The following is a 26,304-nucleotide window of genomic DNA, read 5'->3' on the forward strand; positions in this document are numbered from 1 at the left end:
TATTGAAGCAGGCAGAGGTTTACCACTATCGTCCGGCAATGACATACATTCTCCTCCTCTGTGATTGAAAATTCACCATTATCCTAACACAAGTGGAAATCAAAAGAAAGGCAAGAAGGAAAGAAAAAAGCAATTTTCTGAACATATTGGAATTTGATGCAAAAGTGCTTACTATACAGGAAATTAGGTGCCAATTTGCCAATGTAATTGACATCGGAAATGGAATTTCTTACCACTTAATTAAACTATAAGTTTAATTAATTAAGGATTGACAAAGGGAAGAAGGAAAAAGGAACCGGTCGAAGTACATCGCAACAAAATTGCTTCATCGGCAGAAAAACTGTTCAGAGTAAAAGGAATCGAGGGAACCACAATGGATGAAGTTGCTGCAGAAGCTGGCTACAGCAAAGCAACGCTATATGTATATTTCAAAAACAAGCAGGATATCGTACATGTACTGGCACTAAGAGGTATGACCATGCTGCACACGCGTATCTGCACGGTCATTGCATCATGTACAGGAACAGAGGCACAATATATGGCACTTTGTACAGAACTGGTACGATACCAAGAACAGTTTCCCTTTTATTTCACCATCCTCCAGGCAGGCATCACCAAGCATTTTGAAAATTGCACCGAAACCGAGAGAAAAATATTCGAATAAGGAGAACAAATCAACAAAGAGATTGTTTCCCTGCTTGAAACAGGTATCAGAAATGGTAACCTGCACAGCAGCCTCCATATATTACCGACAGTCTTCTTATTTTGGGCAAGCTTATCCAGCGTCATAAGGATGTCAACCGAGAAAAAAGAATACATTGCAAAAGTCATGAAAATGACCAGGCTCGAATTCCTTAAGGAAAGTTTTGAAACGTTGTACAACTCAATCAGGCAGGATAGTTCCGATGGCAAATGAAAAGAACAAAGGTTTACCGGCACTACGGCTTCTGGCAATATCAGGAAGTCCTCATGCAACCGGTACCAGTACATTGATGCTTGACTGTGCAGTCTCCGCTGCAAAAGCAAGAGGATGGCACATCGATGAAATCCATCTATATGACTGCAAAATAAACTGCCTTGGTTGCCGTACTTGTCTCAAGGCTGACAGCTGTGTACAGGATGATGATATCCATCAGATTGCCGACCTATTATCAATGTTGCAGTACTTTCAGCTCCTACGTACCGGGGCAATGTCCCGGCTATCGTAAAAAACAAAAATATCTTTTGCTGACCTCATGCAATGGAAACATTCTTCCGACAGACGGGCATGCAAGCGCTTGGCAGGATCAGCGCTGACGGTATGAGTAAGAAAACAGGGCTCTCTCCTGGTATTGTTCAAAAAATCGAGAGGTATTGGAAATGAAACTGAGCAAACATACCTATTGGTATCTGGTCATCGGGCTCTTACTGCTATCATCTTGCCTATATGGCTTCCACTATACCCATAAGATAGCAGCTTACAGGAAGGCAGTAGCTGAAATTTCCATTTCGGACGTCAATATCCCAGCTATCCCAAATGGTACTTATATCGGCGAATGCAATGTCGACCTGATCTCTGCGAAAGTGCAGGTTACCATGCAGGATGGAAGAATCGTTGATATCATCTTATTGAAACACAAGAATGGCCATGGTACTGCAGCAGAAACCATCCCTGATAAGATTGTCAGTGAACAGCGCATTGACATCGATGCCATTTCCGGTGCTACGAACTCAAGCGAAGTGATAGAAAAAGCAATTGAAAACGCATTGACCTCCGATTTTGAGACGAAATGACCAGCTGCATACCAAGATTTTCTTAATTTTCTGACAGCAAAAAGTAGGCCGGTCACGGTATACGAAGAGTTTCAATCTGCATATACTTCTATGGAGGAGGACAGAACCGATGACAAGAGATGAAGCATTCGCATTATTGAAGAAATACACGAAGAATGAAGCCCTCATTCACCATGGCATGGCCGTCGAGGCAACAATGAAAGCCTTTGCCAAGGAATTGGGAGAAGATGAAGCTTATTGGGGCAATGTAGGCTTGCTGCATGACATAGACTGGGACATGTGGCCTGAACAGCATTGCAAGAAAGCACCTGAACTGCTGAAAGAAGTCGGAGCTGATGAAGATTTCATCCATGCTGTATGTAGCCATGGGTGGAACATCTGCAGTGATGTGGAACCGACAAAAAAGATGGAAAAAGTCTTATACACCATTGATGAGTTGACCGGATTGGTAAATGCAACGGCTTTGATGAGACCTACCCACATGGAAGGCATGACTGTCAAAAGCGTAAAGAAAAAATTCGCCAGTAAAGGATTCGCTGCCGGCGTAAACCGGGACCTCATCAAAAATGGTGCCGATATGTTGGGAATGGACCTGTCACACATCATTCAGGTTACCATTGATGCAATGGCCTCTGTAGCACCTCAGATAGGGTTATAGTCACTTCTCAGAGAAATAAAGCCATCATATGGATAAGCCTTTGCTGCTTCCATGCTCCAAAGGCTTAGCTTTTTTCTGTCAGGAAGGGTAAAATCCACATCTTCGGCATCAAGGCCAAAGGCAGCATATACATTCCGACCGGTAAGATCCATGAGCCTTTTCCTGCTGCAGCCATGTTCCCACAGGGCTTTCAGCAGCAACAGTGTCCCGCTGAAGCCGGGAATTCCGGCAGCTCCCCTCTGCTTATCCTTCAATGTATGGGGAGCATGGTCACTTTCAATCCAATCAATCCTGCCATCCAGCAGACCTTCAAAAATCTCATTTCGGTCTTCTGCACTGCGCAGGGGAGGATTCATCCTGGCATAGGAAAGGGAAGACGCATCACAGCTGGTCAGCAGCGCATGGTGCGTTGTCGCCCCACAGGTCACATGCATTCCCTTTTCCTTGGCTTCAGCAACCAATGAAAGTGCTTTCGCCGTTGAAATATGGCAAATATGCAACGTCCCCCTGAAGCCGGTCTCAGCAGCAAGGCGAAGCATGTCACTCACGGAATCGATTTCAGCCTGTGCAGGACGTGCAATACTCTGGGAAGAAAGATCCTGTGGATTGAAACGTGCCATGTCCAGCAGAGCTTCCTTCTCACAATGGACAGCCAGTACACCCTCATATCCGACTTCGGCAAGGGTAGCAAAGACCATACGCTGGTCTTTTTCCTTTATGATCCCCATGCCTCCTGTACTGTTTCCGGCAAACAGTTTCAGACCGACGACCAGAGGGAACAGTTCCATCACTGCATAGGCCATCTGGACAATCTGGTCATGGTCGGCCTGCAAGCCTGCCCAGACATGATAGGAAATTTCCTTTCCAAGGTCCTTGATTGCAGCTTGGGCATCGGAAAGCCTGTCAAGCAAGGCATCCCGGCTTACCAAAGGCGGATCAGTATTGGGCATATCAAAAACTTCATCAATGCCACATGCATAGGCAACCGAAAGGCCATGGACAAGCGTTTCCTTGTCTTTTTGATTCCAATCACGAAGATGCACATGAGGATCTACCATTATTTCTTCCTTCCCAGCAACTGAGGCATTTCCTGTTCCAGATACCCGTATTCCATGAACGTCCCCCACTGGCAGGTAAGACGATCACCACAGGCACACTCTCCACACATGCCTATCCCGCATCTGGTATTTCTTTCCATGGAAAGATACATGAGTCTTTTATCAGCACCGGCAGCAATCAGCTTGTCGGCGGCAATGGCCATGAACTTTTCAGGACCGACTAAATAGCAAGCAGTCGTTTCATCGATATGCAAAGATGGAATCAGAGACAAGACCCGGCCAGGTATTCCATCATCGGCAACACAGGTGAAATTACCATATGCAGCAAGTTCATCAGCAAGCAAAGGTTTTTCATCCTCCCTTTCACTTGTTCCGACCAATATATCCATTTTTGTATTCTGTCCTTGCAGTTTCCTAGCCAAGGCAGGAAGTACCGCAATTCCTGTACCTCCGGCAATCAGGATTGCCCTGGCAGTCTTGGCATTGACCAAAGGAGCACCATAGACGCCACGGACATACAGGTCGCTTCCTACTTGGAGATTCCAAAGAGCGGCAGTAAAAGTACCCCGTCTCTTGATAATGAAAGTAACAGGATCATCACCGGCAAGAGAAAAAGGCTTCTCTCCCACTCCAGGAAGCCAAAGGAAAGCAAATTCTCCAGCTTCGGTAGGAAGTTTTCCATCAAGGGTAAGGACGATGGTATCATTGCCATGGAAATTTATGCTGGTAACCGGCATCCGGCTGTATGCCATCTGACGTTGGGTCGAAAGGAACATATCTGCAGCATGGCTGTCAGCATCGACAAAATCATGCTTTACGGCAACAAGATAGGATGGCCACAGCTTCTGATTTACTCTTCCAAGGGCAGAACCTATGCCTACTGCATCAGCACCGGCATCCATCAGCTTACGACAATCTGCTCCTGTTGCAATCCCTCCCATGCCGATGATTGGCACTGTCGGACCGACAGCCTCTCGAATTGAAGCCACACAAGCCAGCGCCCGTTCCTTGACCCAGCTACCACTGCACCCACCTTTTCCACCAAGAGAGTTCTGAAGGATCGGGGCATTGGCAACACGATCCACATGTAAGGCAGGACCAGTCGTATTGATGGCTACGATACCATCGGCACCAGCTTCAATACAGGCTTTTGCTATCAGGCCGATATCATCGACATTAGGAGTAAGCTTGACAAAAAGCAAAGATTTCTGACTTTGAACAGCTTTCCTGATTTCCCGTACATATGAACTTGCAATGCCGGCATCACAGCCGATTGAAGCCCCATAGCCAGCTGCAGCATGCGGACAAGAAAAGTTCAGTTCAATGGAATCAGCAATTGCATCGAATTTTTTGACCAGGATTATAAAATCCTCAGGGCAATCTGCCGAAACACTGACATTCAGGAAAGCCCGTAGACCTTCATCTTTTACCTGTTTCAATTCAGGATAGACCGCATCCATCCCAGGATTTCTCAGTCCGACCGAATTACCGAAGTTTCCAAGACTGGTCTCACAGATAATCGGTTCCCGGTTGCCAGGGTTTTCCTTCACTTGGAAGCTCTTTGTCGTAATGATATCAATCGCAGGTACCTTATGGTCAAAGTATCTGATCATCCGTGGCGTAGTCGATGCAACTCCACTTACAGTTGCAAGATAAAGCTGACGGGCCTCCCGTGCATGATTGCCGCTGAGCAGGCTGAAGAACTCTTTCCCTTCCATCTAGAGCGACGCCTCCCCGACCAATGCACGCAGATTTGCAATACAGAGGTCAAGCCAATCATCAGGGGCAGCACCATGTTTCCAAGGATGGGTCAGGGAACTGCTGCTGTTGATCCTTGCAAGCGGCATCGGATAGCCGGCTTTCTTAAGTGCAGCCATGACTTCTGTTGCGCTGCCACCCTGGGAACCCACGCCCGGAATCAACAAAGGAATCTGTCTGCCGCTCTCAGCATAATATGCAGCCAGCCGTCCCAGTTCCTCCATGTTGGTTGCTCCGACGACCGCACCGACTCCTTCGTGGATATCTGCCCATCCTGCGATGGCATGGGCAACGGCCATATAAAGCGGATACACATCACTTGCATCAACCTTATCCATCACCACAAGATCCTGCAGGTCTGCACCGCCAGGATTGCTCGTACGGTCAAGGATATATACACCCTTGTCAGGATAATAAAACGGAGATACTGAATCCGTTCCCATGTAAGGAGAAACTGTAACTGCATCAGTACCCCAGGCTTCAAAGGCTTCCTTTGCATAGTTGAGGCTGCTCCGTGCAATGTCACCCCGCTTGGCATCCATGATTACAGGAACACCCGGAAAAAAAGAGTCCAGCATGTCAAGGATATCGCAAAGACATTGTGAACCTGTAAAATCATCATCCCGAGGCTTGTCCAGACTCTGATAGTACCCGATGTTCGGCTTGAAGGCTGCAGGGAACAAGCCCCCCAATGACATCCTGCGAAACAGGTTGCTGAAGAAATCATTCATACGTTCCCTCAGCTCCTTTCCTTCAGCATCAGGAAGAAGTTCAGGCTTGGGATCCAATCCCATGCAGACGATATTTCCTACTTGTCCGGCACTTTCTTTCAATTGCTCCAGATAGTTCATTTTTTTCTCCTGTCAATCATTTCTGTGGCATAAAACCGTTCTTTTCTCCCCATCCGAACGGATCACCTTTCCATTGTACCAGCAATTCCGCACCCTTGTCCCTGATGTATTCTTTTTCCAAGGCACATTGTACCATAAGATCATAGTCAAGGATAGAAAGGGCAGTACAGGAAGGATCCAGATCATCAAAGGCCTTGGCTGAAGCGTCAAGCCCATACGTAAAGATGGCAAAAGTATACGGACATACTCCGCCGGCAGCAACAATTGCCTGTACAGCCTTTATAGATGAACCTCCCGTAGAAATGAGATCCTCTATCAAAAGGACGGAGGCCCCTCCATAACTGTGGCTGTCCAGGAGCCCTTCGATCTGCTGCTGCATGCCATGGTTCTTGCTGCTGCTCCTTACATAGGAAAGCGGCAGTGCAAGTGCATCTGCCAATGTCGTGGCATGGGGAATCCCTGCAGTGGATGTCCCTGCAATGTTCTGGGGTTTGAAACCGACCTCCTCAAGCATAGCCTGGAAAGCCTGGCAAACCAATTTGCGCGCTTCCGGTCTTGAAAGCAACCGCCTGTTGTCATTGTAAATCGGCATCCTGTACCCACTGGCCCAGGTAAAGGGATCATCAGGCCTTAGCTTGATGGCCCCCAGCTCAAATGCCAAAGCGGCCAGTTTCCGTCCATAGTTCTCCCTGATGTCACTGCTGTTCATGATCTGTCTCCTATTTTCCCCAGATTTCCTTGAAGGAATGGGTCTTTCCGCAATATGCACATGCATATTTGTTGTCACTTGTACGATAGAACATTGCCGGTACATTCTCCCCTGCAGCAGGAGAGGAAATGCAGGCGTCGTTCTTGCAGGCCAAGTCTGAAAAGTTGTAAATCCGAGGAGGCATCTTTGTCCGGTACTTTTCAGCAACCTTGCCATTCTGGATGATATTGAGCGTACAGCCAGGGGCAACTGCAGCCAACCGTTTCAGTTCCTTTCTGGAAAATGTCTTGTCACCAGGCCGGAACAGAATACCTTTATATAACCCGTCGTGCCCCTGGCTGACCCATTCACCGCCCTTGCCATCATCAAGACCGAGTACCCTTGACATCAATGCCATATGGGATCTGATTTCGGCCGGTGTATCACCTTTGCAGATATGGTCGATCACAATACCATCCTTTATCGGATGTACACCTTCGCTGTATACCTTGGCCTTCTTGTTGCATTCCGCATCCGGCACCCTGAAAATATACTCTTCGTCCTTGTAGCTTGGCTTGCTTTCTTCCTGCGGCAGGAAGTCTGCACCGATCTTCCCTCCGATCAGCCCCAGCAGCACGATTCTTACATACATACCGTTGATAGATTCCCTTTCCCATGCATTCAGGCTGGTATCATCAAGAAATGTCGGTATGGTCGGTGTAAGCTTATGCCGAGGAAGCGGATGATAGAACTTGCAGTCAGCAGGCAAAAGAGGTAAGAATTCAGCCCTGAACGTAATTGACTTTCTCAGTCCATCCTGCCTTTGGAGAATCTGTTCACCCATTCTTTCCAGCTGAGGTCTGGTAAAATACCATTTATGGGCCACATCAGGTGCAGAAAGATATTCACGTATGGAAGGAAATGTCCGTACTTCAAATCCGTTGTCCTTCATCGTCTGCAGGTAGGATGCAGGCATAGAAAGTTCATCAGGTGCAATCAAGTCAACTTTCACATGCTTGAATATATTCAGTCCATTGGCCTTGGAATGTACGGTCCTTCCATGGAAAAGGTCACCGACCATGGCCAGATGGATACTGTCATAACTCCATTCATTGTCTTCAAGGAACGTAAACTCATCAAGCAGTTCCTGGGTAGGATGTTCGTGCCTGCCGTCCCCCGCATTGATGAATGCCGGTGTATAGGACAGATGGTTACGCCTTGCATAGGCTCCGCAGGTTTCTTCCAGATGCCGGCACAGGCCTTCGACTTTGCTACGGATGACAAAGATGGAATTCCTGTAGCCCGCCAAAGTATTGAAGGTATCGCTGAAACTTTCCCCTTTGTTGATGGAAGAACTTTCACTATGCAGTTCACTTACCTTGACAAGATGAAATTCCGCGGCATTCCTGAAGGATTCCTTTGTACGGGTAGAGTCTTCCAGAAAAACTTCATAGATGCCGAAATCCGGATCATTGATCCTGAACTCATCCAATTCAGTCTTGTCTCCGCTCAAGACGGCCTGTTTCAGTTGTCTGACCTTGGAAAACAGATACTTTCTCTCTTCGATAGTGAAGTCATCGATTACCGTAAGAGACCTGGACTTGAATACGTTGTGCATACGCTTCCTCCAAAAAAAAATCAGCCTTGGAAAAGACTGATTCAACAAATAAGAAAGAAAAGGGAAAAAGGTGATAAACCCGGTCTGTTGCTGCATAGGGTACAGCCCCGCCAATTCATCTGCATACTTCTGCCCTCCTCACCTTTAGGTACTACCCAATTTACATTTCTGCCTATTTTGCAACAAATCATATATTTCTTCAAGCATCAAAAGAGACTTTTTTCAATCAAATATCCAAATACATAGGGTGACCCATGCTATCAGGTAACAGTTCTTGGCATATGCGTGCAAAGCGTACATCAATTACCTTACACCATGACAATTTTGATTTTCAAAATGAAAACTTACGTCAAATCTGCACCATTACTATCACATATTTGATATCTATCTTGCATTTACTATGTTTTAGGAACTTTTCTATACTACATTATCTGAAATTATAATTAAAAATATTTAAATGAATTTATGTTTATATAAATTATATTTTAGTATTTTTATAAATCAATAAATAATCAAATAAACAATTTTCTTTTGACATGGGTTCGTTCTCATAATATAATGGCAAGGTCAAGTGTGCATTGCACACAGCATTCACATTTTTCAAGGAGAAAAAAGAATGAAAAAAATCACTGTTGCCTTGCTGTCTGCCCTTTTTGTCACAGCCAGCGTGTTTGCCCAAGGCGGAACGGAAACGCAGGCTACCGCTCCAGCAAAAACCAATGAGCCGTTCAAGGTAGGTTTCCTTTATATTTCTGCTCCCGGTGACTTTGGCTACTCCTATGCCCACGACCAAGGCACAAAGGCTGCTGAAAAATATTTCGGAGACAAGATTAAAGTCTATCGTGCTGAAAATGTCCCTGAAAACCAGGACAGCGAACGCTACATGGAAGATATGATTGATGAAGGCTGCAAGATGATTTTTGCTACTTCATATAACTATATGGATTATGTCCTTCAGGAAGCACAGGCTCATCCTGACGTTTATTTCGAGCACTGTTCCGGTTACAAGACTGCTGCAAATATGTCAAACTACTTCGGCAGGATGTATCAGATGCGTTATCTCTCAGGTATGATTGCCGGCAAAATGAGCAAGAGCGGAAAGATCGGCTATGTCGGTGCCTATAATACTCCTGAAGTTGTGCGTGGTATCGATGCCTTCACACTCGGCGCACGTTCCATCAACCCGAAAGCAACAGTGACTGTCGTATGGACAAACACATGGTTTGATCCAGCTCTTGAAAGACAGGGTGCTGTTTCTCTCCTTGACCAGGGCTGCGATATAATTGCACAGCACCAGGACACCACGGAACCTGCAAAGGCTGCAATCGAGAGAGGTTGCTATGCCATCGGTTACAATGCAGATTTCAGAAGCATCATCAAATCAGACAACGTATTGGTTTCCCCGATGTGGAACTGGGGCAACTACGTAATTCCTGAAATCAAGGCTGCCATGGATGGAACATGGAAGAGTCAGTCCTATTGGGGTGGCTTGGATGACAAGATGATCCAGCTTTCTGAGATTTCTCCGTTGGTACCGAAAGATTTCCAGGATAAGGTTGCAGCAACGGAAGCCAAGATGGCTGATGATTCCTTTGATGTCTTCTGGGGTGAACTCAAAGACAACCAGGGCAAGGTCCGCCAGCAAGCCGGTGAAAAGATGTCTGATGCAGATATGCTCAGCCTCGACTGGTTTGTGGAAGGTGTCATCGGCTCTGTCAAATAATTTAGGGATAGACCGGACACATCCGGTCTAAAGCCTATTGGATAATAGGGGTGGGGAATTCCCTGCCCCTATTTTGCATCAATCGGCCTGACAAGCCATCAAACAGGAACAGTTATGGAAAATATACCTGTCGTCGAGATGCAGCACATTACCAAACGTTTCCCTGGCGTCGTCGCAAACGAAGATGTCAACCTTACGCTTCATAAAGGAGAAGTACTTGCTCTCCTAGGGGAAAACGGAGCTGGAAAAAGCACCTTGATGAACATGCTCGTCGGTCTCTACAGACCTGATGAAGGAAAAATACTGGTCAACGGCAAACTTGCACGCATCGAAAATCCAAATGACTCAATGAAACTCGGCATCGGTATGGTACATCAGGAATTCATGCTGGTAGACAACCTCACGGTTGCGGAGAACATAGTGCTTGGTCTGAGAGACCTGCCTGTCGTACCGGACTTTGAAAGAATCTGCTCTGAATTGACACAGCTCAGCAAAAAATATGATCTGCATGTCGAACCACGCAGAAAAATAAGCTCACTTACAGTAGGTGAGCAGCAAAGGGTGGAAATACTTAAATTGCTCTATAGAGGAGCAAATATACTGATCCTTGACGAACCGACGGCTGTTTTGACCCCACAGGAATCCAAGGAACTGAACATGATCATCAAGAAAATGCTCAGTGAAGGCAAAAGTGCTATCTTCATTACCCACAAGATGGCGGAGGTCAAGGAATTTTCTGATACAGTAATGGTCCTGCGCAAAGGCAAATGTGTCGGTACAAAACCGACTTCAAGCATAGAGAAACCAGAAGACATAGCAAAGTTGATGGTAGGTCGGAATGTCCTGTTCTCATTGGACAAGGGCCCGTACAATCCCTGTGAAGTGAAAGTAAACCTGAGCCATGTCACCGTCAACCATGAAGGTGATCCCCGTCCTTTGCTCAACGACATCTCCTTTGAGATAAGAGGCGGAGAAATCTTCGGCATTGCAGGTGTAGCAGGGAACGGACAGCAAGCTCTCTCACAAGTCATCACAGGATTGATGAAAGTCACAAGCGGTACAATTACGCTGAATGGCAAGGACATGACAAACAAGACTCCTCTTCAGGTAATCAAGACAGGAGTAAGCCATATCCCCGCAGACAGAGGTCACATGGGTGTAGTAGGAGACATGAGTGTCGGAGAAAACCTGGCGATGAAAAAATATCGTACCCCGGAGCTTACCCAACACAATGTCGTCCAGAAAGCTTTGCTCAGACGTTTTGCTGATCGTCTGATTGAGACTTTTACAATCAAGACTCCTTCTCAGGCTACGGAAGTCAAGTTCCTCAGCGGAGGCAACATACAGAAGACAATCCTAGCACGCGAGATTGATTCCTGCAGAGGCATTCTCATTGCAGTATATCCCTCAAGGGGACTGGATGTAGGGGCCACCGAATCCGTAAGGGAAAATATCATAGCACAGCGCGACAAAGGATGTGCAGTCCTGTTCGTAAGCGAAGAACTTGACGAACTGCAACAGGTCTGCGACAAAATTGCCGTCATGTTCGAAGGGAAAATCATGGATATCCTTGATGTAGCAGACGCCTCTACTGAACGCCTTGGCCTTCTGATGGCAGGTGTAAAAACCAAAGGAGAAGAAAAGTGAGATTCGTCATTGAAAAACGCAATGTGCGGTCCCGGAAAATGGAACTACTCGTCCCACTTTTCTCCTTACTCGTATCATTCGTACTAGGTGCAATAGTACTTGCACTTTCCAAGGCGCCGCCGCTTGAGACATATAGGGCACTCATTCACGGTGCCTTCGGCTCACGGACAAAACTTCAGTATACGATTGTAAAGGCCCTTCCCTTGCTTATGTGCGGATTGGCAGTCGGTATTGCATTCAGATTGAAATTCTGGAACATCGGTGCCGAAGGCCAGTATGTCATGGGTGTCATCGGTATCACATGGGTAATCCAGTTCTGGAACTTACCCCCCACGCTGATGTTACCTGTCGGTTTGGCCATGTCCATCGTTTTCGGAAGTATCTGGGGAGGTATTCCCGGTGCACTCAAGGCAAACTGGAAGGTCGATGAAACCATAACGACCCTTATGATGAACTATATAGCAATCGGCATTGCAGAGTATCTCTATATAAACGCATGGAAGGCCCCGAAAGGCAATATGGGAACCATCAAGTTTCCTGAAGCTGCTTGGCTCAAGGGAATCTGGGGCAGGGTCCATGCGGGTATCATCATTGCCTTGGTTCTCGTAGTTGTTCTCTATTTTGTACTCTACAAGACAAAATGGGGATTCGAACTCAATATGATAGGCAAGAACCCGACCGCAGCCAGATGCCAAGGCGTAGCAATCAAAAGGAATATCATCCTTGCGATGCTTGTTTCAGGTGCAATAGCCGGGTTGGCAGGCGGTATCGATACTGCAGGGGTCACACATTGCCTGACAAAGGGCGTTGACAGCGGTTACGGCTTTACCGGTATCATCGTTGCATGGATGAGCGGACTCAATCCTTTCATTTCCATCCTCGTAGCAATGTTGCTGGCAGCATTGGAAACAGGAGCCGATGCTTTGCAGATTTCATTGCATCTGCCTGCCGCAATGGGCAATGTCCTGGAAGGACTTATCCTTATCCCGTTGCTAGCCGGAAACATTTTCATTGATTACAGGCTCAAGAAGATTGATACCAAGGAGGAAAAGGCATGAACACATTGATATTTATCCAGAATCTGCTTGCTGCGACACTGGCAATGGGAACAAGTCTCACCTACACGACCTTGGGAGAAGTCTTTACTGAAAAGAGCGGCATATTGAACCTTGGACTTGAAGGGACGATGCTGTTCGGAGCCCTTTGTGGTTTCGCCACGGCATATCACACCGGTAGTCTCCTGCTTGGCCTGCTCATGGCTATGGCGGCCGGAGTATTGCTTGCTGCAATCCATTCGTTTCTCTCAATCACGCTAAGAGCAAACCAAGTAGTCACAGGACTTGCAATTACCATGTTTGGTTCTGGATTGGCTAATTTCTTGGGAAAAAGACTCGGTCCTGTGTCGAATGACCTGAACTTGGTCGGCATGTCCCTAAAGGCAACCTTTGACAACCTTGCCATCCCAGGCTTGAGCAAAGTACCGATACTCGGTGCTTTCTTCAATGTATCAATTCTGACCTATATCATGTATCTGTTGCTTCCTTTGGCCTGGTACCTGATGTATAAGACCAGATATGGGCTTACCATCCGTGCTGTCGGGGAAAATCCGATGACAGCAGCAGCCATGGGGATAAGCGTAACAAAAGTCCGCTACCTCTATACTTTGATCGGAGGTGCAATGGCTGGCTTGGGCGGGGCATGTCTCTCCCTTTCGTTCACACCAAGTTGGAACGACAACATGACAGGAGGAATGGGATGGATTGCCATAGCCTTGGTAATTTTCTCAGGATGGAACCCCGGAAGAGTAGCAATAGGAACACTGGTGTTCGGCGGCATCACAAGCTTGCAATTTGCCATTCAGGCCGCAGGGCTTCAAATTGGTCATACCGGCGCAGTTATTGGGTATCACTCCTTATTTCATCACACTGCTGGTCCTCATTGTCATGACCATCAGCAGTCAGAAGCAAGGCAACAGCTTTGCTGCACCTTCTGCATTGGGCACATCCTTTGCAATTGATGAAAAATAACAGAAATGCTATAATTGTTGACAGGCAAAGATAGATGCAATTGTCTCTTTGTCTTGCAAACAAAACATAGAGACAGATCATCAATCTCATCACGATGATCTGTCTCTTTTTTACTGCAGAAGCAGCAACTGCTTCTGCCCCGGCTGATGAGTTATCCTTCACCTGCCATATCGAAGCAAAAACGATAGATTTTCATCGGATTGACGGAAATTTCTTCTGATCTTAAGATAGACCGTATGGCAGCGAAACTGAAAAAAACAAATGCAATGAGAATCCTTGAAACAAAAGGACTACCTTATGAAGTATTTACCTATGAGTTTGACCTGGAACATCTGGATGCAATCCATGCCAGCGAGAGTGCCGGACTTGATCCCCAACGCGTATTCAAGACCATTGTCATGGTAGACAATGAGAAAAATGTCTTTGTCTTCTGTCTGCCGGCACAGTTTACCATAAGCATGAAAAAAGCCAGGCAACTTACAGGAAGCAAGACCATGGATCTCATCAGACTGGAGGATTTGCAGAAAGTCACAGGATATGTCCGTGGAGGCTGTTCCCCCCTTGGCATGAAAAAGCAGTTCATGACATTCATCGAGGAAGTTGCACAGCTGGAAGACTATATCTTTGTCAGCGGAGGTCAACGCGGCATCCAGCTTAAAGTCAAGCCCGATGACCTCCTGGAAGCAGCAGAGGCCCGTTACGCCGACTTCACAATCTGACGGACCATGTTTTGCTTCTATAAACAAAAGATGATTACCTAAGAGCGATGGCCTCTATTTCAACCAAAGCAGCCTTAGGCAATTTTGCTACCTGTACCGCAGATCTGGCAGGAAGGATTCCTTCCCCAAAGAATTGGGCATAGACCCCGTTCATTGCGGCAAAATCATCCATATCAGCTAAAAACACCGTAGTTTTCACCACTTTCGACAGATTTGAGCCAGCAGCTTCCAATACAGCCTGCAGATTATGAAGCGCTTGTGTTGTCTGCTCTTCGATTCCTGTCGCCATTTTTCCCGTTTCCGGATGCAAAGGAATCTGACCTGAAGTCATGACAAAAGGTCCTGCTGACACCGCTTGGCTATAAGGGCCGATCGCCGAAGGCGCCTTTTCCGTTACGACAACCATCTTTTCATTTTTTTCCATACTATCTCCGTTATCCAAAATTTCCAACAAATCAAGAGGCTTATCCAGCAATGCCTTGATTCCCCGCGAAAGCGTAGACTTTTCATCAAAGCCGAAACCATACCTTACAGCAATGAAATCTACCCCTGCACCCATTGCACCGGCAAAATCGTGAAGGGTGTCGCCAACCAGCACGGTACGCCTGTTTGGAATACCAAGCTCCCTGCAGACTTTATCAATTACCATTGCCTTATTGAGTTTTCCATCGGCATCAGAACCTCTCATAGCTGAAAAATACGGTGCAAGACCAAAATATTGCATCATCTCCCTTGCTACCGGTTCATATTTCATCGTCCCTACGGCACAGGTATAACCTCTTGCAACCAAGGTTTTCAGAAGTTCTTTGATACCCGGATACATCTTGGCCCGAAATTTTCCATCCTCTCCATAGATTGTCCGATAGATAGAAACCGCACGTTCAAGCTCACTGTCATCTTCCATGCCATAGGTAAGCCGGAAACAATCCTTCAACGGAGGCCCGACAAACTTTTTCAACTGTGCGAACTCATGTTCTTCAGGAAGTCCCATTTCCTTTCTCGTGGCATTTGCAGTGGCAAATATTCCTGGAGATGTATCCATCAGCGTCCCGTCGAGGTCAAAGACAATCAAATCATAGTCTTTCTTCATGCTTCATAGTTCCTTTGCTTCCTGAAAGGGAAATCCCTCCCTGTTCTAGTCATCTTCATCGGTATGTTTTCGTTCTTGGAACCGTTCGACCGTCGAGACAACAAATTTCCAGTCAATAGGCTGGAAATCATCTTTCGAGATTCCCAATTCAACTGCCCTCACAAGCTTGCCGCTCCGTCCATATTTCAAGGTCAACGCTGTCCATTCTTCACATCCATGTGAGTACATCACTGCGCCTACATTGTTTTTCCTATCCCAATTGCGAAGCAAATCATCCTGCCCCGTTGTCAGGACAATTGTCAGATCAGAGTCCGGCACGGTAAACATCTTGTCTTTTCCATCTGCCAATTGGGCAAGACGGACTTGTTCAAGAACCCGTGCCATTTCTGCTAGGAAAACCGCATCAGCTGCATCGCAAATACCATAGAATTTACTTGTTTCAGCCTTTTCGAGCTTGCTGAAAATTTCAGCAATCTTATCAGGCCATTTTGATTTTGGAGTATTCATATCTTGTTTTTCTGTCCTCTTTTCCAGAAGTATTCCGGAACCAGGTTCAGGAATTACAGCATCCAGTTCACTATAAGGATCATCACCTGCATTTCCATCATCTTCACTGGACTCACTCATAGTCTCTTCATTGTCATCGGATTCAAGATCCGCATCAAATGTTGCATTCAACTCCTTTTCCAATGGGTCGATTTCATCAGTCTCTTCATCATCCTTTGCTTTATTAGCAATATATGGATCAAGTTTCTTAGTATCGGAATCTTCGATGCTGCCTGCAACATCCCCGGCATCATCAGCTTCCATATCCTCATCAGCCAATGTCAATTGTACAAGTTCCTCGGAAAAAGGCATCTCAGGTTCCTGTTCATGTTCCTCTGCTTCATCAACCTGTTCATAATCCTTATTCAAGAGAAGTTCTTCATCAAGTCCATCATCATTGCCGGCAATATCCTCCGGGAATCGGGAATCATCGGCTTCGGCGGAATCCATATGGGTATTTCCAGGAAGAAAATCCTCATCCGGTTCATCTTCAGCCCGCTTGTAATCTTCCAAATCTTTTTCCAAGTCATCGGTGTCATCCTGATCATCATCGGATGCATCAGACGATTCGTCAACCGGTTGGGCACCAACCGGCTGTTTGCCGAATGCCTTTGCAAAAGAATATCCGGCTTCCTTGGGTAAATCATCATCAGATTCTTCTCCGTCGAGAATCTCCTCGTCATCAACATCTGCATAGGCATCTGCCTTGTTGCCTGACTCCTCTTTTGGGGCTGTAAACTCACTTTTGCCCTCAGCGACATTCTGCAGCAATGTTGCAAAACTAAAAGGTGTTTTCTTCGTCGATTCCGTTGCTTCTTTTTCCTTTGTCTTGACATCTGCATCAGCACTTGGCTTTTCATCAGAACCAGCTTCTTCTGCAGCAAGACCAGCAAACAAATCCTGTCCATCTCCATCCATTGTCCTAACCCGAGTTTTGTCTTCTAAGACATCAGGAATAGCAACAACGTCGTCAGCAGCAACAGTTCCAACAGTTTCTTCCGGGATAGCATCCGAAACTTCCCCAGCAAGGGGATCCTTTCCTCCTGCGACATTCTGCAATACAGTGGCAAAGGAAAAACCTGAAACCGTCTTTTTCGGCCGATCATCCTTTTCTGTAGCATCCTGTGGTTCCGTAAAGTCAGTTTTCTTCTGCTTGACTTCCATCGGCTGCAGTTCATCATCAGACTCTTGCATGGACTTCATACCCTCCTGCAGTTCTGTGGATTTCTGTTCGTCATGCTGGTTTTTCCCTGATTCTGAAACATCCTGAGGTTTCATAGCTTCCGTCTCAGTATCCTCTGCTTCCGCAGATGCTACGACTTCCTGTGTCTCTGTGCATTCCGATTCGTCCTGCTGCTTCATAGAGGCTCCGGATGCATGCGCTTTGACCTCCAGCTGAGGTAATCCCAACGTATCTTTGAACTGTCGAATCTTATCCCAGTCATTTACAAAGGTACAGAGTTGCAGAAGCGAAATTGTCAAAATTCTATCTGTATCAAGTCCCAAAGGATAGCAGATATCAGCGGTATCATCTACCAAGACAAGAGGGCCAGGTGCCTGACCGGCAAGTTGCCTGCATGATGTCTGCTGTTCCAGTATTTCGGCAGTTTTTGCAAGATCATCAAATGGATTCAAGGGCATGGCAGAAACATGGCATGAAGAGATACAGACATTGACTCTTCTTTCTCCCCGTTCAAAGACCACATCAAAATATGAATCACCACATTGCTGGTTGAAGGAATAATCAAGACCGCCCAAAACACCAGCAAGGATAGAAAAAGGCAACAACCGTTTTCTGGATATTTCGGTTTCTGCCCATTGCTTCATATATTCCGGATAGGAAGTCAAGACAGCGTGCTTGATGGCATCCCATGCCCGATCAAAGATAAACTTGCCTTCAAAAGAAAAAAAGACACCTCCGAAATTGATGAACAACGTTTCATCCAAGCCGGCATCTGCAGTCAAGAATGCCAGGTCCTTCTCACCTGCTGAACCAGCAAGGAGGGAAAGCAACCGGCAGTCATGGTCCGAAAGAGAACAATAGTCCTTGACCATAAAAAGACCCAGACCATCCCGTTTTTCCACAATACTACGGTCACGTTCCTGCCAACCTTTTTCCCTGATTATCAGCTTGATCAATTCTGGATCTTCCATTCCGGGATGGGTAGCCCTGGCCGCAGGAAGCATAGGAACAAGATCCTCCTGATATGCCTTGAACTCTTCAGAAAAACGAGCAATACCTTCATATCCCTGCAAAGCCAATTTACCAAGCTCTTCTATCAGATCCTCAAGCGGAGCATCAAAGACTTTGTTTACCATGGATGCAAAAGGTTGTAGCCTGTCCCGCAATTCTTTTTTCCGGGCTTCCAGAAGAGTGACATCGACCGGGCATGGCAGGCAGTACCCCCCACAGTATTCCTGCAACATACGGGCTTGGTCAGATGGCAATTGAAGGGAAAGGACCCTGTTGTCGACATAACGTGTAGTATGGCTTTCCAAGGCTGAAAAATATTTCAGGCTTTTCTTCCAATCCGCATCCTTTATGGCGATTTCTTCAGAGAAGCCTCCGGCAGGGGCAAATTCCCTGGACACCAACAGTTTTATCAAGAAGCGTGTGAAAGCATACGATTTTGTCCGTAGGAAAATTTCCGATGCTTTTGATGTACGTTCAACCTGCTCCATATTCCAACAGGCGGTCCTGATGTATGCCAGTGGATTATATTTCATGACAAGCATGGCAAGCCTGTGCACGTCATTCTGCATCAAGGATTCAGCCTGTAGTATATTCTTCCGTATTTTCTCGGATGAAATATGAATTTCATCTAGATTCCATGATTCATTGTTTCTCATGTCTACCTCATTTCCCAGTAAAATAACAGGCTCTCATGCATCTGATGATTTGCTTGGTATTGTTCGTTTGCCGCTGATGGACACAATTGTGATACCAACCACAGTTACAGAAGAAAAGAACCTGTCCATGTATGCATCAACTGCAACAGGCGGCTGCTGTGGTGCATATTTGCTGCAGGTTTTCCGTAATACTTCACGCTTCAATGCTTCGTTTCCAATTACATAAGCCTGGCCTTGGGCAACTACGGATTCGTACATCAGTGAAAAGCCACTCCCGCTTACAAAAGCTCTTCCGACTGCATGGATACAGACCTTGTCATCACGTTCCAGCAATTCCAATTTGTATCCTTCTGAAGCACAATGGAAATATACACATCCATCCAGCACTACAGGCGATATGGAAACACAATAAGGGAAACCATCAGGTCCTGCATTGAATGCAACATCAGCCCATTTGCATTGTTCCAACAACTTCCATGCTTCTGAAACAGGCATGCATCTATCCTGCCGCCTCAACTCTCTCATATCATACTCCTAAATTACATCAAAGGCAATTTTATCTTGACTCCGTAAGAACTTTCCAAAGATCAAGCCAATTATGACGGCAGCCAGGCTCACTGCTGCGTAGGTATAGAACATCCTCGCATAGCCAAATGCGTCGACCATATGTCCCCCTACCATTGAGCCGACGACAGAAGGCAAGCCACTGGCAAGAGAAAAATAAAGGCTGATCCCGGCTCCAAGCCTGTCCTTCCTTACATGCGAAGCAATATAATTCAACGCAGCGGGATGGAAAGCACCATAGCAGAAAGCATGCAACGTCTGTGAAAGTATCAATCCTGTCTTCGTCGGGAACCAGACATATAGACAAAGTCTCAACGCCATTGCAGCACTTCCGACCATCAGAAAAAAATAAGCACTCAGCTTCCTTTTCTTCATCAGCCAGCCTGCAAGCAACATAACAAAGAACTCACAGCCGGCAGCTACGGCATTGAGAATAGTAATATCGGGAACATGGGCGACATCAAGTGCATACAGAGAAAGGAAACTATATACGGCAGAAAGGGAAAAACGACTCATTGCAATGAGCAGAAGCATAAGGACAAAAGCATTGTCATACCATTTGCCGGTATTTCTGTCCTTTCCGATTTTCTCACAGCTCTTCAGATGGTCATACCGTACCGGCAACAGGATGATAGCCAACACACCGAGGCAACAGACAAGACCAAATGTGATGGCAATTGCCTTGTTGTCAGAAGGCGCGGGAATCCCTGCCACAGACATTGCAACAGAAAGGATGACAAATCCCATGGTACCTGCTGACCTGATTCCTGTATACTTTTGGCTGTCACCCTGGACGGCATCCATGGAAATACTGTCAAGCAAGGGAGCATTTGCACGGAAACAGAACCCAAGAGATCCAAGGATCAGAAAATAGAGCCAGCCAGGCAGCTTAAGGACAAAGCCGCCGAACAGCAAAGCAGAAAAAAACAGCGAAAGAGCATCGAAGGAACGGAATCGCCCGGTCCTCTCTGCCAGCAGGCCAACTGCCAACGGGCCTACGATTCCCACAGCTTCAAAGCACCCCATCCCTAATCCGACCTGAGAAACGGAAAATCCCAAGTTAGCAAGGACAACGGGCAAAAATGGAGTGATTACAGCAAAAGTTGCCTGTACGATGAAGTAGGTAAGATAGAACTGTATCATAAAACCATTGTATGTAAAGCTTGGGGAAGTCACAAGCCAAAAGGGAAAAAAGGATAAAAAAACAGCTACCCGAAAGCAGCTGCATAATCATAATGGCAACAAGTGAAGAAAAGTTCCTCAGACTCCCATTATATCCCGGCGATATACCTTGAGACCTTCTTCAAGACATTTGATGGCACAAGCCAACTCCTCCGTACTGCGTACATAGGCCAATCTGGCTTGGGTCCTGCCTATGCCTGCAGTAACATAGAAATCTTCGGCAGGAGCAATCATAACCGTATTTCCTTGCCAGTTGAACTGGGACAACAGAAATGTAGCAAAGGATTCCGCATTATCGACAGGGAACTGTACAACCATGTAGAATGCCCCTTTCGGCTTGGAACAGCGGACTCCATCAATCTTGGACAACCCATCATAGAGAAAATCCCTCCGACGCCTGTATTCTTCCTTGACCTCGAGCACATAGGAAACATCGGTATCCAAAGCAGCAAGCGCAGCAACCTGTTCGATATCAGGCGGGCAAAGCCTGGCTTGGGCAAGTTTCAATGCATTGTCCAGGACCTCATGGTTCCGGCAGACCAAGGCGCCTACCCTTGCACCGCACATGCTATAGCGCTTTGAAAAAGAATCGACACAGATTACCCTGTCTGCATATTCATCGAAGGACAAGACACTGGTGAATATACCCTCATAGCAGAACTCCCTGTAGACTTCATCGACAATAAGAAAGATATCATGTTTCTTTACCAATTCAAGAAGTTGCCGTATTTCTTCTGCCGTATAGATATGTCCGGTCGGATTATTAGGACTGCATAACAGGATGGCACCGGTCTTCCTTGTAATTCTTTTCTCGAATTCCTCAATCGGCGGCAAAGAAAAGCAATCTTCCATCCGGGAAGTAACCGGGACCAGATTTACCATTGCTATCTTTGCAAATGACGTGACATTGGTGTAATAAGGTTCCGGGATGATAACCTCATCGTATGGGTCGCATAAGGTCATGAAAGCAAATTGGATTGCTTCAGAGCCTCCAGTCGTGATAAGAATATCATCTTCGTTGACATCGACACCTATTGTCTTGTAGTAACGCGTCAGTCCTTTCCTAAGTTCAGGAAGCCCTTCGCTAGGGCCATAAGGAATCAACTCCTTGCTGTAATTATCAACGGCAGTAATAACTTGGGCAGGTGTCTTTATGTCAGGCTGACCGATATTGAGATAATGAACTTTGATTCCCGATGCTTCAGCCTTCCTTGCAAGAGGAGAGAGTCTCCTTATAGGCGAACAATTGAAAGCTGATATCCGATGGGACATATCCATGATTATTTCCTCCTTCCCAAACCTGTGGGAATATTTTGTTTCAGATGATTTTATTGTCATGATGCAAAAAAAGACTCTGCAGCTGCAGGGCCTTTTCAAATTGCATGCATCATAACGGCCAGGAGCTCAAACAAGAATCCTCCTCCCGGTGGGAAGAAGATACTAGAAAGCCAGACCCCGGATCCACTCCTATTTGGTGTGGTCCGGGCTCATAGCGCTTGGCTGCGCCTGAGCATTGGCAGCAGCGGCTGCAGTAGCAGCCTGCTGCGTATCTATGAGCCTTTGTATAAATTTTCTGTTATCAAGTAACGGGCTGATAGGTCTCCCATGGTGTAACCGGGAAATCGTCCGTGCAAACAGTTCTGTGATATCAGCTTGGATGTACCACGGCTTGTCAAGTAAGTCATGTCCATGCGCCACTGCATTGGTACCGATGATACGGTAGAACACACCTTCCTTGTATGCAGCATCGAAATTCTCTACACCGCCACCATTGAAGAAAGGCAGGGAAACCATACAGATGACACGTCTTGCCCCGAGTTTCGTCAATTCCCGCATTGCAGTAATCATAGTACCGCCGGTTGCAATCATATCATCAGCCATCAGCACGGTCTTTCCTTTTACATCGCCAAGAAGGACTATGCTCTTTATATTCGTATGCTTTGCATCAGTAGAAACGATGGAATAATCACGTTCCTTGTAGAGCATGGCAAGCGGTCTATGGAGCGCCTGTGCATAGAACTTGTTCCTTGAGATCGCTCCGGTATCCGGTGCAACGACAACAAGATCAGGATCAGACAGGTCAATGATCCTGCTCAGGGCAATCAAAGTCTGATAAGAACCATGTAGATTCTCCAAGTGTGTAGTCAAGAAACTGTTTTCTATCTCTCTGCTATGGATATCCAAGGTAATGACTCTTTCGACTTTCATCATTTCACAGATATGGCAGAACAGACTGGCAGTAAGAGCCTCCCTGCTGGTTTTCTTATGCTGACGGGCATAGGGGAATGTAGGAAGTACCAAGGTAACGGATTCAGCACCCGCCAATTGCAGAGCATCAATAGTGGTCAGCAAAAACATCAGATGGTCATTTACAGAAAGATGTATGGGATCTGAAGGACCAGCAACCTTTATCGGCTCCATATTCGACATATCATAGATGAAAAAGATCCTCAACCCCCTCACGGGATCAAGGATTTCTGCTTTTTCTTCCCCATTCGCAAATCTGGTATACTTAGCCTTGATGGTAAAATCAGGGCAATGGAATTCTTTCGGACATTTTCGCTGAGGGATGGTCTTGCTATTCATATCATCTACCAATGTGACCATCTGAAGAATCTGTTCTTCAGTCATATCATGACGTTTGGCCAAGGCAGCAGAAAGCTTCTCATATCGTTCCCGATATAGTATCCTCAAATGCTTTACTACTTTGCTTGTAAAATATTCACTACCAGGGCCAGCAATTACCCCAAGTTTATGTGGTTTGATAATGCTCATAGCCTACACCATACTGCAAAAGATTGCTTCATGCAATCCAAAATTCGAGCAAAAATGCATAAAATAGCACCATTTTTGCCTATAATCTCAGACAAGCACTGCTGCTATATCATCCAAGCCACAGAGATTTTTATAGGCTTGCGAATACTGGCCAAGGACCTTGTCGCAACCCTCTGCCAATAGCGAAACAAACAGCTTGTCTTCATCAAGACCGAGGTTACCTGTAGTGCCTTCACTGGTCCGTTCCTTGATTGCCTGGTAAGGATCATAAGCAGACAGTTCATCAAGGTGCATCCCCACATACCTGTAAGTATCCCGGAAATTCTCACCCTTCAGTACTTTTTTGAACACTTCGTCAGTGGCATAAAGTTCTTTGCTGCATCCAGCAACCAATTTGTCTTCATGTACCTCAATTCCTGCCACCATTTCCTGCATGATTGCAACCAGATTCCAAGTTGCCTTGCATCCTTCCAGCAACGGTTGCTTCGTATCCTGGAAATCCCTGTTGTAGCCTGAAGGAAGGCTCCTTATTATTGATTTTACCCTGAAAGCACAGGACGTAATCACGCTGCTGCGACTTCTTGCAAGCTCCAATCCATCAGGATTTTTCTTCTGTGGCATTATGGAACTGCCGGTACACAACTGCTTAGGCAAAGCAAAGTAACCGAATTCAGGCAACGTAAAGAGTATGAGGTCCTGGGCAAGCTTGCTGCAAGTCAAGCCAATATAATCACACAGGTCAAGAAGCATGGCTTCAAACTTTCCTCTGCTGTTATTGGCATACAGTACATTGTTCTGTACCCTTGAGAATCCCATTTCTGTTGCCGTAAAGTGACGGTCAAGAGGAAGAGGGACACCATAGGATGCTGCAGATCCCAGCGGACTCTGGTCAAGCGTCCATGAAAACTGCATCAGACGTTGGGCTTCATCATAAAGTTCTTCTGCAAAAGAGGTTGCCCATAAACCGACAGATGATGGCATTGCAATCTGCATATGGGTACGACCAGGCATCGGCACATGTTCATACTTTTTTGCAAACTCAAGCAAAGCTTCAGCAAAAAGAGCTGTGTGATGACAGAGTCTGACAGTAAATTCCCGCATCCACAGGCGCAGCGCAGTCTGGACCTGGTCATTGCGGCTCCGCCCTGTATGAATTTTCTTTCCTGCTTCTCCGACTGTACGTGTAAGGTATCCTTCTATGGCAGTATGGCAGTCTTCATCCTGCTTTGTAATGGTAAACTTTCCTTCAAGACGCAACTTGATGACTTCCGTAAGCCCTTTTTCCAAATCAGCAAGTTCCTTCTCATCAAGAATACCGATCCGGTGCAGGCCTCTGGCATGGGCAATTGAAGCCAAAGCATCACAGATAACCAGATCCTGATCCAACAGATAGTCATTGGAGACTGTGAAATCTTCCATCAGCGTATCCAGCGTATATTCCTTCTGCCATAGTTTAGCCATATGAGAAACTCCTTGCGGTTTTTGACCTTATCTTATTTGTTTTGGAAAAATCAAGCAATACAGCAGTCCGCTCCACTAACAAATCAATACCGGTAGGTCTGACATAGCAAAATGGCAAATTGCAATATAGAACAAAACAAGGACAATAGGTATATACCTCCCGTGGTTCCCATCCATAGTCAGAAATAATCAAAGAATCTACGAAATTCCTCAGGTAAGAAGTCTGTTTTTTCTGCCCCCTCTTGAATGAGGGCAATAACAGCAACAGGCATGTCTTCTTTTCTGATAAGAAGACCCTTCTGTATGCCGTTGAATATCTCCATATAATTCATTACTCGTGAACGTGAATAATCAACCCAGGATTTGTGCGTAATAAAGGGATGGCATCCCGCAGACAAAATGCAACTGTCATCTTGTCCTGGAAGTTCTTCATGCCACGTCGTTATGGACACAACAAGATAATCTCGGTTTTCGTCGGCATCTGTAATGACGACACGTAAGTGTCGATACTTACCATGATGAGTTTCTTCTGGCTCGCTTAGAAAAGTCTGATTTTTCCCCATTGTATTCTATTTGGCCATCAACTAAATCTCACTGGACAATTTATCAAGAAGTTCTTCTTCCTTCTTGTATACAGCAGACTCTTCCAAAATGGTTGATATTTCTTGCGGTGTCCTTCCAAGTGAGGTAAGGATGTTTTCTTCAGTAATTATTTTAGACGTATTTCCAGGATTGTGCCACTCAGGGCAATTCTCCGGGTTATGGACAAAACAAATCATTTCACGGAATGAATTATTATGAAATTTAGCTTCAATATCATCCAATACTTTTTTTTCAAAACGTGATAATTTACCCTCCGGTATTTTATCGGACAAAAGAATCAGGTCATATCCGTCACGAGAAAACCTTCCATTCCAAAAGCACTGAGACATCGCATCCGAATCCCGGTCCTTGATTAAATCGTATAATCTGCTCAACACAGGCCCATTGGGCATAGCAACATATCTATCACCGGTTATAGAATGGTTTATTGCCTTATAGGACTCCTTATCAGCCAGATAGAGAAGCTTTATTAATTTAGTGTAGTTTAATCTTCCATCATTTTTTTTGAGAACATAGCCAACTACTTGAACAATTTTCTCAATATCCATGCCATCTCCTACATACTGAAATTTACATGCATACAAGACACTTTAGAACGATATGAACTGAATCGTCTATTATAGTATGATCTTCCTTTGCTAATATAACACAACAAGAGGTTTTTGCATATACTAAAAATAATTCATATAACCAGTTATGAGTAACTCTATTGA

Annotated in this window: 23 protein-coding genes and 1 pseudogene; 9 read left to right on the plus strand and 15 right to left on the minus strand. The window is 45.8% G+C overall.

Annotated elements, in window-relative coordinates:
- The first annotated feature begins 268 nt into the window (after nt 1-268).
- The 4 genes from LKE40_06510 to LKE40_06525 all read left to right on the plus strand — a co-directional run bounded on the left by LKE40_06510 (nt 269) and on the right by LKE40_06525 (nt 2,431).
- Nucleotides 269-664 (plus strand): TetR/AcrR family transcriptional regulator, encoded by a 396-nt coding sequence (locus LKE40_06510; GenBank protein MCH3917100.1) that lies wholly within the window; start codon nt 269-271, stop codon nt 662-664.
- Between the two features lie 241 nt (nt 665-905).
- On the plus strand, nt 906-1,208 hold the full coding sequence (locus LKE40_06515) for an NAD(P)H-dependent oxidoreductase (protein MCH3917101.1): 303 nt from the start codon (nt 906-908) through the stop codon (nt 1,206-1,208).
- Nucleotides 1,209-1,359: 151 nt separating this feature from the next.
- On the plus strand, nt 1,360-1,773 hold the full coding sequence (locus LKE40_06520) for an FMN-binding protein (GenBank protein MCH3917102.1): 414 nt from the start codon (nt 1,360-1,362) through the stop codon (nt 1,771-1,773).
- Nucleotides 1,774-1,882: 109 nt separating this feature from the next.
- On the plus strand, nt 1,883-2,431 hold the full coding sequence (locus LKE40_06525) for an HDIG domain-containing protein (protein ID MCH3917103.1): 549 nt from the start codon (nt 1,883-1,885) through the stop codon (nt 2,429-2,431).
- On the opposite strand, the gene LKE40_06530 is transcribed toward LKE40_06525, so the two are convergent.
- Genes LKE40_06530 through pyrB form a run of 5 tightly spaced genes read right to left on the minus strand, consistent with a single transcriptional unit; the run spans nt 2,416 to nt 8,404 of the window.
- The gene (locus LKE40_06530; GenBank protein ID MCH3917104.1) at nt 2,416-3,489 is read right to left on the minus strand and encodes a dihydroorotase family protein; all 1,074 of its coding nucleotides are present in this window, start codon (nt 3,487-3,489) and stop codon (nt 2,416-2,418) included. The two genes, LKE40_06525 and LKE40_06530, sit on opposite strands and share 16 nt — an antisense overlap.
- Nucleotides 3,489-5,207, minus strand: a complete 1,719-nt coding sequence (locus LKE40_06535; GenBank protein MCH3917105.1) for a dihydroorotate dehydrogenase — start codon at nt 5,205-5,207, stop codon at nt 3,489-3,491. Before LKE40_06535 ends, LKE40_06530 begins: the two co-directional genes overlap by 1 nt.
- The gene (gene pyrF, locus LKE40_06540) at nt 5,208-6,098 is read right to left on the minus strand and encodes an orotidine-5'-phosphate decarboxylase (protein ID MCH3917106.1); all 891 of its coding nucleotides are present in this window, start codon (nt 6,096-6,098) and stop codon (nt 5,208-5,210) included.
- 16 nt (nt 6,099-6,114) lie between these two features.
- Complete coding sequence (locus LKE40_06545; protein MCH3917107.1) at nt 6,115-6,807, minus strand: orotate phosphoribosyltransferase; 693 nt, start codon at nt 6,805-6,807, stop codon at nt 6,115-6,117.
- A 10-nt stretch (nt 6,808-6,817) separates the two neighbouring features.
- On the minus strand, nt 6,818-8,404 hold the full coding sequence (gene pyrB / locus LKE40_06550) for an aspartate carbamoyltransferase (protein ID MCH3917108.1): 1,587 nt from the start codon (nt 8,402-8,404) through the stop codon (nt 6,818-6,820).
- A 616-nt stretch (nt 8,405-9,020) separates the two neighbouring features.
- Here pyrB and LKE40_06555 point away from each other — a divergent pair.
- The 5 genes from LKE40_06555 (at nt 9,021) to ybaK (ending at nt 14,520) form a co-directional block, all read left to right on the plus strand.
- Entirely contained in the window at nt 9,021-10,127 is a 1,107-nt protein-coding gene (locus LKE40_06555; GenBank protein ID MCH3917109.1) for a BMP family ABC transporter substrate-binding protein, read from the plus strand.
- Nucleotides 10,128-10,241: 114 nt separating this feature from the next.
- Nucleotides 10,242-11,774, plus strand: coding sequence for an ABC transporter ATP-binding protein (locus tag LKE40_06560; protein MCH3917110.1), 1,533 nt, complete (start codon nt 10,242-10,244; stop codon nt 11,772-11,774).
- A 38-nt stretch (nt 11,775-11,812) separates the two neighbouring features.
- Entirely contained in the window at nt 11,813-12,832 is a 1,020-nt protein-coding gene (locus tag LKE40_06565; protein MCH3917111.1) for an ABC transporter permease, read from the plus strand.
- Entirely contained in the window at nt 12,829-13,791 is a 963-nt protein-coding gene (locus tag LKE40_06570) for an ABC transporter permease (protein MCH3917112.1), read from the plus strand. Before LKE40_06565 ends, LKE40_06570 begins: the two co-directional genes overlap by 4 nt.
- A 246-nt stretch (nt 13,792-14,037) precedes the next feature.
- Nucleotides 14,038-14,520, plus strand: coding sequence for a Cys-tRNA(Pro) deacylase (gene ybaK / locus LKE40_06575; protein MCH3917113.1), 483 nt, complete (start codon nt 14,038-14,040; stop codon nt 14,518-14,520).
- A 34-nt stretch (nt 14,521-14,554) separates the two neighbouring features.
- Here the strand turns inward: ybaK and LKE40_06580 are convergent, their stop codons facing one another.
- The 10 genes and pseudogenes from LKE40_06580 to LKE40_06625 form a co-directional block, all read right to left on the minus strand.
- Nucleotides 14,555-14,944, minus strand: coding sequence for a RidA family protein (locus LKE40_06580; protein MCH3917114.1), 390 nt, complete (start codon nt 14,942-14,944; stop codon nt 14,555-14,557).
- Between the two features lie 150 nt (nt 14,945-15,094).
- A pseudogene (locus LKE40_06585) lies at nt 15,095-15,562 on the minus strand (HAD hydrolase-like protein).
- A gap of 93 nt (nt 15,563-15,655) precedes the next feature.
- A complete protein-coding gene (locus LKE40_06590; protein MCH3917115.1) occupies nt 15,656-19,006 on the minus strand; it encodes a hypothetical protein in 3,351 nt (1,116 codons plus the stop codon).
- 33 nt (nt 19,007-19,039) lie between these two features.
- Nucleotides 19,040-19,531 carry a pyridoxamine 5'-phosphate oxidase family protein gene (locus LKE40_06595; protein MCH3917116.1) on the minus strand — a complete coding sequence of 164 codons (492 nt, stop codon included), beginning with the start codon at nt 19,529-19,531 and terminating at the stop codon, nt 19,040-19,042.
- A gap of 9 nt (nt 19,532-19,540) precedes the next feature.
- Complete coding sequence (locus LKE40_06600; protein MCH3917117.1) at nt 19,541-20,713, minus strand: MFS transporter; 1,173 nt, start codon at nt 20,711-20,713, stop codon at nt 19,541-19,543.
- A gap of 117 nt (nt 20,714-20,830) precedes the next feature.
- On the minus strand, nt 20,831-22,030 hold the full coding sequence (locus tag LKE40_06605) for a pyridoxal phosphate-dependent aminotransferase (GenBank protein ID MCH3917118.1): 1,200 nt from the start codon (nt 22,028-22,030) through the stop codon (nt 20,831-20,833).
- Between the two features lie 189 nt (nt 22,031-22,219).
- Nucleotides 22,220-23,527 carry a ribose-phosphate diphosphokinase gene (gene prs, locus LKE40_06610; protein MCH3917119.1) on the minus strand — a complete coding sequence of 436 codons (1,308 nt, stop codon included), beginning with the start codon at nt 23,525-23,527 and terminating at the stop codon, nt 22,220-22,222.
- Nucleotides 23,528-23,614: 87 nt separating this feature from the next.
- Nucleotides 23,615-24,988, minus strand: a complete 1,374-nt coding sequence (argH, locus tag LKE40_06615) for an argininosuccinate lyase (GenBank protein ID MCH3917120.1) — start codon at nt 24,986-24,988, stop codon at nt 23,615-23,617.
- 179 nt (nt 24,989-25,167) lie between these two features.
- Nucleotides 25,168-25,551 (minus strand): hypothetical protein, encoded by a 384-nt coding sequence (locus LKE40_06620; GenBank protein MCH3917121.1) that lies wholly within the window; start codon nt 25,549-25,551, stop codon nt 25,168-25,170.
- Between the two features lie 21 nt (nt 25,552-25,572).
- The gene (locus LKE40_06625; protein MCH3917122.1) at nt 25,573-26,139 is read right to left on the minus strand and encodes a SocA family protein; all 567 of its coding nucleotides are present in this window, start codon (nt 26,137-26,139) and stop codon (nt 25,573-25,575) included.
- Nucleotides 26,140-26,304 lie beyond the last annotated feature (165 nt).

This window comes from Spirochaetia bacterium (genome assembly GCA_022482625.1).
In the GTDB taxonomy this organism is placed as follows: domain Bacteria; phylum Spirochaetota; class Spirochaetia; order Sphaerochaetales; family Sphaerochaetaceae; genus Pleomorphochaeta.